We start from the raw sequence: 12,745 nt of genomic DNA on the forward strand, positions 1-12,745 counted from the left end.
ATTTCGGCGGGGTATCGGCGGATGACGCCGTTGGTGTCATACGCCCCACGGAGCTATCGGGGCCTTGCGTCGCCGGGCCTCAGATCCACAGGATGAAAGCCAGTACCAGGGCGAAGAAGCCCCATTTCTGCAGGTAGTAGAGCTTGCGGTTGCGCTTCTTCAAACGTTTGCCCTGCAGGCGGATCTTGTAGAGGCTGTCGAAGATCCGATTGAGTCCGCCGGTCCGGTCGCCTGCGTTGTTCGGGGCGGCCGCGGCAGCCATCACGTTGCGGCTGAACCAGCGGTTGAAGGCGGTGGCCCAGCCCTGGGTCAGCGGCCGCTCGATGTCGCAGAAGAGAATGATGCGGTTGTGTTCGGTGGCGTTTTCCGCGTAGTGGATGAAGGTTTCATCGAACACCACCGCCTCGCCGTCGCGCCAGTGGTAGCGCTCGCCGTCCACCTCGATGAAGCAGGCCGGGTCGTTGGGAGTGAACAGTCCCAGGTGGAAGCGCAGCGAGCCGGCGTAGGGATCGCGGTGTCGCACCAGCTTCGAGCCCGGCGGCAGTTCGGCGAACATCGCCGCCTTGACCGAGGGAATCTGCCGCAACAGGGCGGTGGTCTGCGGGCAGAGTTGTCCGGCGGAGGGATGGGCCTCGTCGTACCATTTCAGGTAGAAGCGCTTCCAGCCGCTCTTGAAGAACGAGTTGAAACCGATATCGTCGTACTGTTCGGAACGCTTGATGTTGCCGGCGCCGTGCAGGTGCAGCGCCTCGCTGCGGATGGCCTGCCAGTTGTCGACCAGAACCTGCAGTTCGGGGAAGGTCTGCGGTGCCAGGTAGGGGCGGTTCGCTACCTTCGAGAACAGGTACATCAGGCAGTTGATCGGAGCGAGGAAGCTGGAGTGGTCGCTCAATTGGCGCGACAGCTTGTGGCGTACCCGGCCGCGAAAATGGACATAGAGGATGCTCAGCGCATAGGCCGCCAGGATGAGAACTTTCATGAATGCAAGGTCGTCGGTGCAAAAGAGGAGAATTTACTCCTGTTCTCAGTGCCTGAGTATGCTACCTGACGCTAATTCGCCAGCACTGCGCTCATTTTTCTGTAATCCTGGCCTCGAAAGGAACGCACAATGAACGACACCGGCCGGCGTATCCTGCTCAACTGCGACATGGGCGAAAGCTTTGGCGCCTGGCGCATGGGCGACGATGTCCACAGCATGCCGCTGGTTGACCAGGCCAACCTGGCTTGCGGCTTCCACGCTGGCGACCCGCTCACCATGCGGCGCGCGGTGGAGCTGGCGGTACGCCATGGCGTGAGCATCGGCGCGCACCCGGCCTATCCCGACCTGAGCGGCTTCGGCCGGCGCTCGCTGGCCTGCTCTGCCGAAGAGGTGCATGCCATGGTGCTGTACCAGATCGGTGCGCTGGACGCTTTCTGCCGTTCCCTCGGTGCCCAGGTGGCCTATGTCAAGCCGCATGGCGCGCTGTACAACGACCTGGTCGGCGACGATGAGCTGCTGCGCGCCGTGCTCGACGCCTGCGCCGCCTATCGCAAGGACCTGCCGCTGATGGTGCTGGCCCTGGCCGACAACGGCCGCGAGCTGGAACTGGCCGACGAGGCCGACGTGCCGCTGCTGTTCGAGGCCTTCGCCGATCGCGCCTACCTGCCGGACGGCCGGCTGGCGCCGCGGCGGCTTGGCGGCGCGGTGCATCACGATCCGCAGCGGATCATCGAACAGGCCCTGGCCATCGCCCGCGGCGAAGCCTTCCCCGACTACGACGGCAACCCGCTGCGCCTGACCGCCGACAGTCTTTGCGTGCATGGCGACAACCCGCAGTCGCTGGCGGTCCTCCGGCGCCTGCGCGCGGCCCTGGACAGCCTGTGATCCGCATCGAACCCGCTGGTGCCGAAGCCCTGCTGCTGACGCTCGCCGAAGAGCCCGAAGTGGACCTGTCTGTGCGCCTGGCCGAGCTGGCCAGACGTCTGCGCGAGGGGCTTGGCGAAGGCGTCAGGGATCTGGTGCCGGGCTGGACCACCCTGATGCTGCATTACGACCCCTACCGCATCGCCCCGCAGGTACTGGAAGAACGCCTGGGTCCGCTGCTGGCGGAGTGGCACGCCTGGCGCCCCGCCGAGGATGCCGGGCGCCTGCACGAGATTCCCGTCTGGTACGCCGGCGAGGACCTCGCGACGGTAGCGGTTGCCTGCGGATTGACTGGCGAAGGGGTGATCGAACTGCACAGCGCGGCCGAATACCGGGTCGGCGCGATCGGTTTCGCTCCGGGATTCGCCTACCTCGGCGGCCTCGATCCGCGCCTGGTCCTGCCGCGGCGGGCCACCCCGCGGGCGCGTGTACCGGCCGGCAGCCTGGCCATTGCCGAGGCGCAGACGGCGATCTATCCGCAGGCCTCGCCCGGCGGCTGGCACCTGCTGGGACGCAGCCCGTGGCGTCCGTTCGATCCGGCCGCGATTCCTCCGTGCCCACTGGCGCTGGGCGACCGGGTGCGCTTCGTCGCCATCGGGCGCGAGGCTTTCCTCGACCTGGGCGGGCGCGAATGAATGGTTTGTGGGTCGTCAAGGCGGGTCCGCAGAGCCTGCTGCAGGACGACGGCCGGCGCGGCTGGCAGCACCTCGGCGTATCCCCGGGCGGCCCTCTGGACCGCCAGGCGGCAGCCTGGGCCAATCGTCTGCTCGGTAATCCCTGGGGGACGCCATTGCTGGAAATCGCTTTCGGCGGCTTGGCGCTGGAGTGCAGGGTGGAGGCGACCTGGCTGGCGCTGACCGGAGCGCGCCTGGCGCTGACGGTGGACGGTCGCGAATGCCTGCCCTGGAGTCGCTTCCGGGTCCGCCGCGGGCAACGCATCGAACTGGGCTTCGCCGAGGCCGGGCAGCGTGCCTACCTGGCCTGCGCCGGCGGTTTCCGGGCGAGGCCGGTACTGGGCAGCGTCGCCTGCCAGGTTCGCGACGGGCTCGGCGGTTTACAGGGCGATGGCCGGATCCTGGCGGAGGGCGATTGCCTGCCGTGTGCCGAAGCGGGAGCGGCGTGTCCGTGGGATGCCAGCGTGCCCTGGCGTTTCCAGCCGGACTACCGGCAGCAGCGGCCCTTGCGCGTGCTGCTCGGCGGCGATGCGGCGGCCTTCGACGCAGCCAGCCGGCGAGCCTTCTTCGCCAGCGCCTGGCGAATCAGCCCGCGGTCCGATCGCATGGGCGTCCGCCTGGCCGGCAAGCCACTGCGCGGGGCGCCGCGCGCCTGGTCGCAGGGCGTGGTGGAGGGCGCTATCCAGGTTCCGCCCGATGGCCAACCCATCGTGCTGATGGCCGACCGCCAGAGCATGGGCGGCTATCCGCTGCTGGGCTTCGTCCATCCACTGGACCTCTCGCGCCTGGCGCAAAGCCCCGCGCATAGCGAGGTAACCTTCGTCGAGAGCGACCTGGCGACGCAGCAGGCCGATCTGCTGCGCTTCTACCGCTTCTTCCGCGGCTGAGCGCTCAGCCGGCCAGGTGGCCGAGCGGCAGCGGCGAGGGCGCCTTGACCGTCTTGATCGCGAAGTTGCTGCGAATGTCGCTGACCCCGGGCAGGCGCAGCAGGGTTTCGCTGAGCAGGCGTTCGTAGGCGCGCAGGTCGGGGACCACCACTTGCAGGAGGAAGTCCGACTCGCCGGAGACGAGGTGCACCGAGATCACCTCCGGGAGGTCGACCACCGCACGGTGGAAGGCCTCGGCCTGCTCCTGGCGGTGGCGTTCCACCTTGATCCCGACGAACACCGTGAGGCCGAGGCCGACCTCGTCGCGGTCGATGCTGGCCTGGTAGCCGCGAATCACCCCGGCCTCTTCCAGCAGGCGCACGCGGCGCAGGCAGGGGGACGGGGAGAGGCCGATCTCCTCGGCCAGTTGGACGTTGCTCAGGCGGCCGTCGCGCTGGAGGGCGGCGAGGATGCGGTGGTCATAGGCGTCGAGTTTCATCTTGGCATATCCGGATGGATAGTCTCCAGAGAGTAGAATTTACTGCCAAATAGAATGGATAGGCTGGTGGAAAACGCAAGCACCTGCCCTGCCTTGCGGGCATAGAATCGTTATCCGGGTCACCTTCCTGGAGCCGATACGATGGACACGAGCGCTTTCCTGATTGCCCTGGCGGTGGTTTACCTGGTCCCCGGACCAGACATGCTCCTGCTGTTCCAGACCGGCGCCCGCCAGGGCCGTCGCGCGGCGCTGGTCACCGCCCTCGGCCTGGCGCTGGCTCGGGCCTGCCATGTGCTGATGGCCGCGACCGGGCTGGCGCTGCTGTTCCGTACCGCTCCCTGGACCTTCGACCTGGTGCGCTTGCTCGGCGCCGCCTACCTCGCCTGGCTTGGCCTGCAGATGCTGCGCGGTGGCGGACTGGCCTTGCCGACCAGTGACGTGGGCTCCGCGCCGGTGGTCCCTCACGCCGACCGCCGGGCCTTGCTGCGCGGACTCCTGACCAACCTGCTGAACCCCAAGGCCCTGCTGTTCTGTTCGGTGCTGCTGCCGCAGTTCGTCAGCCCCGGGGCCGGTTCGCTGGCCGTCCAGTTCGCCGCGCTCGGTACGGTCCTGGTTCTGGTTGGCCTGGCCTTCGACTGCGCCTATGCGCTGGCCGGTGGCCGCCTGGGCCGCTGGCTGGCGTCCCGGCCGCGGGCACAGCGCCTGCAGCAGTGGGGCTTCGGTGGGTTGTTGATAGGGTTCGGGGTAAGGCTGGCGCTGCTGCGCCAGCTCTGAAGGGCTGCGGGGCGGCGAGCGCCCCGTGGCGCTCAGCCGAGGAATTGCTCGGCGTGGTGGCAGGCCACCTGGCGCTGGTCGAGCAGGCGCAGCTCGGGCACCTCGCTGCGGCAGCGCTCGGTGGCGTAGGGGCAGCGCTTGTGGAAGGCGCAACCCTCCGGCGGGTGCAGCGGGTTCGGCAGTTCGCCCTGGATGCGGATCTTCGGCTTCGTCGGGTCCGGGTGGATCGCCGGGGTCGCCGAGAGCAGCGCGCGGGTATAGGGATGCAGCGGGTTCTCGTAGAGCTTGTCCGCCGGCCCCATCTCCGCCGGTCGGCCGAGGTACATCACCAGGACGTCGTCGGCGACGTGGCGGACCACCGCCAGGTTGTGCGAGATGAACACGTAGGCGGTGCGGAACTGCTGCTGCAGGTCCATGAACAGGTTCAGTACCTGGGCCTGGATCGACACGTCGAGGGCCGAGGTCGGCTCGTCCGCCACCAGCACCTTGGGTTGCAGCATCATCGCCCGGGCCAGGGCGATGCGCTGGCGCTGGCCGCCGGAGAACATGTGCGGGTAGCGCTGGTAGTGCTCCGGCCGCAGGCCGACCTGGCGCATCATCTGCTGGACCTTTTCGCGGCGTTCCTCGCGCGAGAGCGCGGTGTTGATCAGCAGCGGCTCGGCCAACTGGTCGCCGATCTTCTGTCGCGGATTGAGCGAGGCGTAGGGGTTCTGGAAGACCATCTGCACGTCGCGGCGCAACTGCCGGCGCTGGTCCTTGCTGGCGCCCTTGACCTCCTGCCCGGCGATTTTCAGCGAGCCGGAGGTGGGTTCCTCGATCAGGGTCAGGGCGCGCGCCAGGGTCGACTTGCCGCAGCCGGACTCGCCGACCACGGCGAGGGTCTTGCCGGCTTCCAGTTCGAACGATACGCCGTTCAGCGCGCGCACCTGGGCATGGCCCTTGAACAGGCCGCGGGAGACTTCGTAGTGACGGGTCAGATCACGGGCGGTCAGAACGGTTTCCATCAGGCCACCTCGTTCAGCAGGTTCAACGGATAGAAGCAGCGCACCGCGCCGCGCTCGTGCGCTTCCAGGGCCGGCCGCTCCTGGCGGCAATGCTCCTGGGCATAGGGACAGCGTGGCGACAGCAGGCAACCGCGCGGGCGGTCGTAGCGCCCCGGAACGATGCCGGGCAGGGTGGCCAGGCGGGCTTCGCCGGCACAGTGCTCGGGGATCGCCTTGATCAGCGCCTCGGTGTAGGGATGGGTCGGGCGGTCGAACAGCGCCGGCACGCCGCCGATCTCCACCGCTTCGCCGGCGTACATCACGCAGACGCGCTGGGCGGTCTCGGCGACCACGGCGAGATCGTGGGTGATCAGGATCAGCGCCATGTCCTGGTCGCGCTGCAGGTTCAGCAGCAGCTCCATGATCTGCGCCTGGATGGTCACGTCGAGGGCGGTGGTCGGCTCGTCGGCGATCAGCAGCTTGGGCTCGGCAGCGATGGCCATGGCGATCGCCACGCGCTGGCTCATGCCGCCGGAGAGCTGGTGCGGGTAGGCGTCGAGACGGCTGGCGGCGGCCGGGATCTCGACCCGTTCGAGCAGTTCCAGGGCGCGCTGGCGCAGGGCCTTGCCGCGCAGGCCGAGATGCAGGCGGAGGACTTCCTCGATCTGGTAGCCGACGGTGTAGCTGGGGTTGAGGGCGGTCATCGGGTCCTGGAAGACCATCGCCATGTCCTTGCCGACGATGCGCCGGCGCTGGCGGCCCTTGAGGGTGAGCATGTCGTGGCCGTCGAAGCGCAGGTGATCGGCGGACACCCAGCCGGGGGCGTCGATCAGGCCCATCAGGGCCATCATGGTCACCGACTTGCCGGAGCCGGACTCGCCGACGATGGCCAGCACCTCGCCCTTGTCGACGCTCAGGTCGAGGCCGTCGACCACGGGCACGGCGGTGGTGTCGCCGAAGCGCACGCTGAGGTTCTTGATATCGAGGAGGCTCATGCGGCGGTCTCCTGTGGCGCGGATACGGATGCGCTGTTCATGGTTGTGCTCCTCATGCCGCGTTCTTCAGTTTCGGATCGAGGGCGTCGCGCAGGCCGTCGCCCATCAGGTTGATCGCCAGTACGCTGAGCAAGATGGTCAGGCCGGGCAGGCTGACCACCCACCAGGCGCGCTCGATGTAGTCGCGGGCGGAGGCGAGCATGGTGCCCCACTCGGGGGTCGGCGGTTGCACGCCGAGGCCGAGGAAGCCGAGGGCGGCGGCGTCGAGGATCGCCGAAGAGAAGCTCAGGGTGGCCTGGACGATCAGCGGCGCCATGCAGTTCGGCAGCACGCAGACGAACATCAGTCGCAGGGTGCCGGCGCCGGCCAGGCGCGAGGCGGTGACGTAGTCGCGGTTTAGCTCGGTCATCACCGCGGCGCGGGTCAGGCGTACGTAGGCCGGCAGCGAGACGATGGCGATAGCGATCACGGTGTTGATCAGGCCCGGGCCGAGGATCGCCACGATGGCCACCGCCAGCAGCAGCGACGGCAGCGCCAGCATGATGTCCATCAGGCGCATGATCAGCGGCCCGGCACGGTTCGGCGAGAAGCCGGCGAGCAGGCCGAGGAGGATGCCGGGGATCAGCGAGATCACCACCGAGGACAGGCCGATCAGCAGCGACAGGCGGGCGCCGTGGATCAGCCGCGAGAGCAGGTCGCGGCCCAGCTCGTCGGTGCCGAGCAGGAAGCGCGCCTGGCCGCCTTCCAGCCAGGATGGCGGGGTCAGCAGGAAGTCGCGGAACTGCTCGCTCGGATCGTAGGGGGCGACCCAGGGGGCGAACAGCGCGCAGAACACGATCAGCAGCATGAACAGCAGGCCGCCGAGGGCGCCCTTGTTGTGCGCGAAGGACTGCCAGAATTCCTTCAGCGGGGACGGGTAGACCAGGCTCGGGTCGCTGGCGGGAGCGTTGTGCATGGCGTTCATCGGCTGGCTCCTCAGCGTTGGTGGCGAATGCGCGGGTTGGCCAGGCCGTAGAGGATGTCCACGACGAAATTGACCAGGATGACCAGGGTGGCGACCAGCAGGATGCCGTTCTGCACCACCGGGTAGTCGCGACGGCTGATGGCGTCGATCAGCCACTTGCCGATGCCCGGCCAGGAGAAGATGGTTTCGGTCAGCACCGCGCCGGCGAGCAGCGTGCCGACCTGCAGGCCGAATACCGTCAGCACCGGAATCAGCGCGTTGCGCAGGGCGTGCACGAAGACCACCCGGGCCGGCGACAGGCCCTTGGCGCGGGCGGTGCGCACATAGTCTTCGCGCAGCACCTCGAGCATCGCCGAGCGGGTCATGCGGGCGATCACCGCCAGCGGGATGGTGCCCAGCACGATGGCCGGCAGGATCAGGTGGCGCACGGCATCGAGGAACGAGCCCTGTTCGTCGGAAAGCAGGGTGTCGATCAGCATGAAGCCGGTCTTCGGCTCGATGTCGTAGAGCAGGTCGAGACGGCCGGACACCGGCGTCCAGCCCAGCGACACGGAGAACAGCATGATCAGGATCAGGCCCCACCAGAAGATCGGCATCGAATAGCCGGCGAGGGACACCGTCATCACCCCATGGTCGAACAGCGAACCGCGTTTCAGGGCGGCGATCACCCCGGCCAGCAGGCCGAAGGTACCGGCGAAGAGCATGGCGGCCAGGGACAGTTCCAGGGTCGCCGGGAACAGGGTGAGGAATTCGTGCCAGACGCCTTCGCGGGTGGTCAGCGACTCGCCGAGATTGCCCTGTGCCAGGTTGCCCACGTAGTCCAGGTACTGCTGGTACAAGGGCTTGTCCAGGCCCAGGCGGTGCAGGGCCTCGGCATGCATCTGCGGATCGACGCGACGTTCGCCCATCATCACTTCCACCGGGTCGCCGGGAATCAGGCGGATCAGCGCGAAGGTGAGCAGCGTCACGCCGAAGAAGGTGGGGATCAGCAACCCCAATCGTCGTGCAATGAAACTAAGCATGTTGGCGGGTAACTCCTCATCGCGGACCGTGCGCCCCGCTGGCGGCAGGGCTGTGGTCCTTGTTCTTCTAGGGCTTCACCGAGGTGGTGGCGAAGTTGTTGTTGCTCAACGGATTGATCACGTAGCCCTGCACCGTGTTCCGCCGGACGTTGAACAGCTTCGGGTAGGCCAGCGGTATCCATGGGGCCTGTTCGTGGAATACCACCTGGGCCTGCTCGTACAGTTTCGCCCGCTCGGCCGGATCGCTCACCTCGCGGGCCTTGCGCATCAGCGCCTCGAAGTCCTTGTCGCACCAGCGCGCCTGGTTTTCACCCGACTCGGCGGCGGCGCAGCTCAGGTTCGGGCTGAGGAAGTTGTCCGGGTCGCCGTTGTCGCCGGCCCAGCCAAGCAGCGACAGGTCGTGCTCGCCGGCCTTCGAACGCTTGAGCAGCTCGCCCCACTCCAGGGAACGGATGGTCAGCTGGATGCCGGCCTTGGCCAGGTCTGCTTGCAGCATCTGTGCTGCCAGGGCGGGGTTGGGGATGGTAGGCGAGGTGCCGTTGCGAATGAACAGGGTGATCCTGAGATTTTCCGCACCGGCTTCCTTGAGCAGCGCCCTGGCGCGTTCGGGATCGTGCGGCCAGTCCTGGATCGAATGGTTGTAGCCGAGCAGGGTCGGGGGATAGGGACCGACAGCCGGACTGGCCGCGCCGGGGCCGAACACCGCGTCGAGCATGGCCTTCTTGTCCAGAGCGAGGTTGATCGCCTGGCGCACGCGCGGGTCGTCGAGCGGCTTGTGCTGGGTGTTGATGGCAATGTAGGTGGTCAGCAGGGCATCGATCTCGTCCACCGCCAGGTTCGGGTCCTGCTTCAGGCGCGGCACGTCCTCCGGTTTCGGGTACAGCGAGACCTGGCACTCGCCGGCACGGACCTTCTGCATGCGCACGTTGGGATCGAGGGTAATGGCGAACACCAGATTGTCGATCGGCGGCTTGCCGGCGTAGTAGTCCGGGTTCGCCGTGTAGCGGACCTGGGCGTCCTTGGCGTAGCGCTTGAAGACGAACGGCCCGGTGCCGATCGGCTGGTTGTTCAACTGGCCCTGCTTGCCGGCGGCGAGCAACTGGTCGCCGTACTCGGCGGAATAGATGGACGCGAAGGGCATCGCCATATCGCGCAGGAACGGCGCTTCGGGACGGTTGAGGACGAAGCGCACGGTGAGCTCGTCGACCTTTTCCACCGACTTGATCAGCTCGCCCATGCCCATCGCGTCGAAGTAGGCGTAGCCGCGCAGCGCCGAGGCATGCCAGGGATGCTTCGGATCGAGGGCGCGCTGGAAGGTCCACAGCACATCATCGGCATTCAGGCTCCGGGTCGGCTTGAAGTAGTCGGTGGTATGGAATTTCACGCCGGGGCGCAGGTGGAAGGTATAGCTCAGTCCGTCGGCGCTGACGTCCCAGCGCTCGGCCAGCCCCGGGATCACCTCGGTGGTGCCGGGGCGGAAGGCGAGCAGGCGGTTGAACACGGTTTCCGCGGAGGCGTCGGCGGTCACCGCGCCGGTGTACTGGACGATGTCGAAGCCTTCCGGGCTGGCCTCGGTGCAGACCACCAGGTTCTTCGCCTGGGCCGCGCCGGCGGCGCATAGCGCCAGGGCCAGGGCCAGGGGCAGGTGTCGGAGCAACGGATGGAGCATGGGGTCCTCCTCGTGGGCCCCGTCGCCGGGGCCGCCGGTTGTCGCAGGTTTACAGCAGGTTGAAGGGGAAGGTGCTGACCAGGCGCAGTTCGTTGACGCTGCCGTCGACCTGGTTCTGGCTGGCCTTGTGCATCATGTAGGTGAGCTTGAAGGTGCTGTCCTTGATCGGCCCGTTCTGCACCTTGTAGGCCGCCATCAGGCCCAGCTCGTGGTGCTTCTCGCCGTCCTGGGCGCGCACCTCGGCGTAGTTGCCGTAGGCACCGTTGCGATCGCCGTCGTAGTGGGTGCCGTCGATGTCCCAGCCCTTCACGTACCACACGCCGGTGCTCAGGCCGGGGACCCCGTAGTAGCTCCAGTCGGTCTCGTAGCGGATCTGCGCGGACTTCTCGTTGGGGCTGTTGTAGTCGGCCAGCATCGAGTTGGCCAGGAAGATCGCCGAGGTTTCGTGCACGTAGTCGAAGTATTCGTTGCCGTCGACCTGCTGGTAGGCCAGGGTCAGGGCGTGGGCGCGATGGCCGAGGGTGAAGGCCAGGCTCCAGGTGTCGTTGTCGATGTAGCCGGCCTCGCGCGCGCCGGTGTCGCCGGTGTGGTAGCCGTTGAAGGCGGTGCGCAGGGCGATGCCGTTCTCGAGGTCGCCGATGTCGTGGGTCACGCCCAGGTAGTACTGGTTCCAGACGTCCTGGAAATGCGAGCCATAGAGGGAGATCTCCAGCCCGTCGAGCGGCTTGTAGTTGCCGCCCAGGTAGTTCAGGCGGTCGCCCTTGACCTGGCGGGTGCCGTACTCGGTGGTCATGTCCTCGTCGCCGGAACCGGTTCGCGGGCTGACCTTGCGGAAGCTGCCGGCCTGCAGGCTGAGGTTGTCCAGCTCCTCGCTGGTCACGGCGAAGCCGGTGAAGCTGGAGGGCAGGGCACGGTTGTCGATATAGCTGAACACCGGAGTGTTGACCAGGAAGCGACCGGCCTTGAATTCGGTGTTCGAGGCGCGCAGGCGGATATTGGCAACGCCCAGCTTGGACCATTCGCCGATCGCCTCGCCATCGCTGTTCGCCAGGGTCCGGTTGCCGCCGCCGCCGATGCGGCCCTTGCCGCGCTCCAGGGCGATCTCGTTGAAGGCTGCGACGTCGAAGCCGAAGCCGATGCTGCCCTGGGTGTAGCCCGAGCTGTACTTGAGCACCGTGCCCTGGACCCAGGCGTTGCGCTGGTGGATGCGCTGGGAGCCGCCGCCGGCCTTGGGAATGCGGAAGGTGAAGCTGTCCTTCATGTTTTCCCGCGAGTAGAAGTTGCGGGTGGTCAGGGTCAGGCTCTGCCCCTCGAACAGCCCGCTGGCGCCGGCCTGGCCCTTGATCGGTTTCTCCACGCTGGGGATGCTCTGCACCTGGGCGGCGTAGCTGGGATTGTCCGGGGTCGGCGGGGTTTCCTGCTCGTCCGCCGCCCAGCCTGGCGCGGCCGATGCCATCAAGGCCAGTCCCAGCGTCGCGCCGGTCACTCGTTGGTATCTCATCACCTGATTGCTCCCTTTATTGTTGTCATGGCACCTGTTTTACCCACCAGGTTTGCGCCGGTTTCGCCCGCGCCTGGGCGCGGCGGTCGAATACGGCGAGGCGAGCGCTCCTGGCGGAACGCGCACAGCGCCGTTCTGGAACACGGGCAGGAAAAGCAAAGAAATGAAGTACGGGTCGTGCCGTTCTTCTGCGCCCCGGTCGTTTCACGACCGGGGCGGCGTCGGCATCAGGGCTGGTTGGTTACGCCATAGAAGGCGTTCCGCGAGAAGGGGCTGATCTTGAAGTCATGCACCGACTTGTTCATCGGCTGGTACACGGTGGAGTGGGCGATCGGGGTGATCGGCACCTGCTCCTTGAGGATGTGCTGGGCCTGCTTGTACAGCTCGCTGCGCTTGTCCTGGTCGGAGACCCGCTTGGCAGCCTTGACCAGCTTGTCGTAGGCCGCGTCGCACCATTTCGATACGTTGTTGCCGTTGATCGAGTCGCAGCCGTAGAGGGTCGCCAGCCAGTTGTCCGGATCGCCGTTGTCGCCGGTCCAGCCGAACAGCATGGCGTCATGCTCGCCGGCATGGGCGCGCTTGATGTACTCGCCCCACTCGTAGCTGACGATCCTGGCCTTGATGCCGATCTTCGCCCAGTCGGCCTGGATCATCTCCGCCATCAGCTTGGCGTTGGGGTTGTAGGGACGCTGCACCGGCATCGCCCACAGGGTGATCTCGGTGCCCTCGGCGACGCCGGCCTTCTTCAGCAGTTCCCGGGCCTTGGCCGGATCGAACGGGGCGTCCTTGATGGTTTCGTCATAGGACCACTGGGTCGGCGGCATGCCGTTCACCGCCAGTTGCCCGGCACCCTGGTAGACAGCGTCGATGATGGCCTGCTTGTTCACCGCCATGT

13 protein-coding genes are annotated in these 12,745 nt (G+C 67.2%); 4 read left to right on the forward strand and 9 right to left on the reverse strand.

Annotated features, from left to right (window positions below; translation table 11 throughout):
• Positions 1–79: 79 nt before the first annotated feature.
• Positions 80–979: a lipid A hydroxylase LpxO gene (gene lpxO, locus HMPREF2581_RS30455; protein ID WP_003141342.1), complete on the reverse strand. Its 900-nt coding sequence runs from the start codon at positions 977–979 to the stop codon at positions 80–82.
• A gap of 129 nt (positions 980–1,108) precedes the next feature.
• Between lpxO and HMPREF2581_RS30460 the strand changes: the two genes are divergently transcribed.
• The 3 genes from HMPREF2581_RS30460 to HMPREF2581_RS30470 are packed head-to-tail and all read left to right on the forward strand — an operon-like array spanning position 1,109 to position 3,464.
• Positions 1,109–1,864 (forward strand): 5-oxoprolinase subunit PxpA, encoded by a 756-nt coding sequence (locus HMPREF2581_RS30460; protein ID WP_003141341.1) that lies wholly within the window; start codon positions 1,109–1,111, stop codon positions 1,862–1,864.
• On the forward strand, positions 1,861–2,538 hold the full coding sequence (pxpB, locus tag HMPREF2581_RS30465) for a 5-oxoprolinase subunit PxpB (protein WP_003110333.1): 678 nt from the start codon (positions 1,861–1,863) through the stop codon (positions 2,536–2,538). Before HMPREF2581_RS30460 ends, pxpB begins: the two co-directional genes overlap by 4 nt.
• Positions 2,535–3,464 carry a 5-oxoprolinase subunit C family protein gene (locus tag HMPREF2581_RS30470; RefSeq protein WP_003141340.1) on the forward strand — a complete coding sequence of 310 codons (930 nt, stop codon included), beginning with the start codon at positions 2,535–2,537 and terminating at the stop codon, positions 3,462–3,464. Before pxpB ends, HMPREF2581_RS30470 begins: the two co-directional genes overlap by 4 nt.
• Before the next feature lie 4 nt (positions 3,465–3,468).
• Here HMPREF2581_RS30470 and HMPREF2581_RS30475 read toward each other — a convergent pair whose 3' ends face one another.
• Positions 3,469–3,942 (reverse strand): Lrp/AsnC family transcriptional regulator, encoded by a 474-nt coding sequence (locus HMPREF2581_RS30475; RefSeq protein WP_003094456.1) that lies wholly within the window; start codon positions 3,940–3,942, stop codon positions 3,469–3,471.
• Positions 3,943–4,083: 141 nt separating this feature from the next.
• Here HMPREF2581_RS30475 and HMPREF2581_RS30480 point away from each other — a divergent pair, with 141 nt between their 5' ends.
• Complete coding sequence (locus tag HMPREF2581_RS30480; protein ID WP_003141339.1) at positions 4,084–4,716, forward strand: LysE family translocator; 633 nt, start codon at positions 4,084–4,086, stop codon at positions 4,714–4,716.
• A 32-nt stretch (positions 4,717–4,748) separates the two neighbouring features.
• On the opposite strand, the gene HMPREF2581_RS30485 is transcribed toward HMPREF2581_RS30480, so the two are convergent.
• From HMPREF2581_RS30485 to HMPREF2581_RS30515, 7 genes are all read right to left on the reverse strand, one after another.
• Entirely contained in the window at positions 4,749–5,720 is a 972-nt protein-coding gene (locus tag HMPREF2581_RS30485; RefSeq protein ID WP_003110330.1) for a peptide ABC transporter ATP-binding protein, read from the reverse strand.
• Complete coding sequence (locus tag HMPREF2581_RS30490; protein WP_003094451.1) at positions 5,720–6,694, reverse strand: ABC transporter ATP-binding protein; 975 nt, start codon at positions 6,692–6,694, stop codon at positions 5,720–5,722. Before HMPREF2581_RS30490 ends, HMPREF2581_RS30485 begins: the two co-directional genes overlap by 1 nt.
• Positions 6,695–6,746: 52 nt before the next feature.
• Positions 6,747–7,658: an ABC transporter permease subunit gene (locus HMPREF2581_RS30495; protein WP_003094448.1), complete on the reverse strand. Its 912-nt coding sequence runs from the start codon at positions 7,656–7,658 to the stop codon at positions 6,747–6,749.
• Positions 7,659–7,669: 11 nt separating this feature from the next.
• The gene (locus HMPREF2581_RS30500) at positions 7,670–8,680 is read right to left on the reverse strand and encodes an ABC transporter permease subunit (protein ID WP_003105448.1); all 1,011 of its coding nucleotides are present in this window, start codon (positions 8,678–8,680) and stop codon (positions 7,670–7,672) included.
• A gap of 67 nt (positions 8,681–8,747) precedes the next feature.
• On the reverse strand, positions 8,748–10,349 hold the full coding sequence (locus HMPREF2581_RS30505) for an ABC transporter substrate-binding protein (RefSeq protein WP_003141337.1): 1,602 nt from the start codon (positions 10,347–10,349) through the stop codon (positions 8,748–8,750).
• A 49-nt stretch (positions 10,350–10,398) separates the two neighbouring features.
• Positions 10,399–11,853 (reverse strand): OprD family outer membrane porin, encoded by a 1,455-nt coding sequence (locus HMPREF2581_RS30510; RefSeq protein ID WP_003141335.1) that lies wholly within the window; start codon positions 11,851–11,853, stop codon positions 10,399–10,401.
• Between the two features lie 224 nt (positions 11,854–12,077).
• Positions 12,078–12,745, reverse strand: a 668-nt coding sequence (locus HMPREF2581_RS30515; protein WP_256565225.1) for an ABC transporter substrate-binding protein, incomplete at its 5' end; no start/stop codon positions are given.

Origin of the sequence: Pseudomonas sp. HMSC057H01 (assembly GCF_001836405.1) — a bacterium.
GTDB classification, from domain to species: domain Bacteria; phylum Pseudomonadota; class Gammaproteobacteria; order Pseudomonadales; family Pseudomonadaceae; genus Pseudomonas; species Pseudomonas aeruginosa.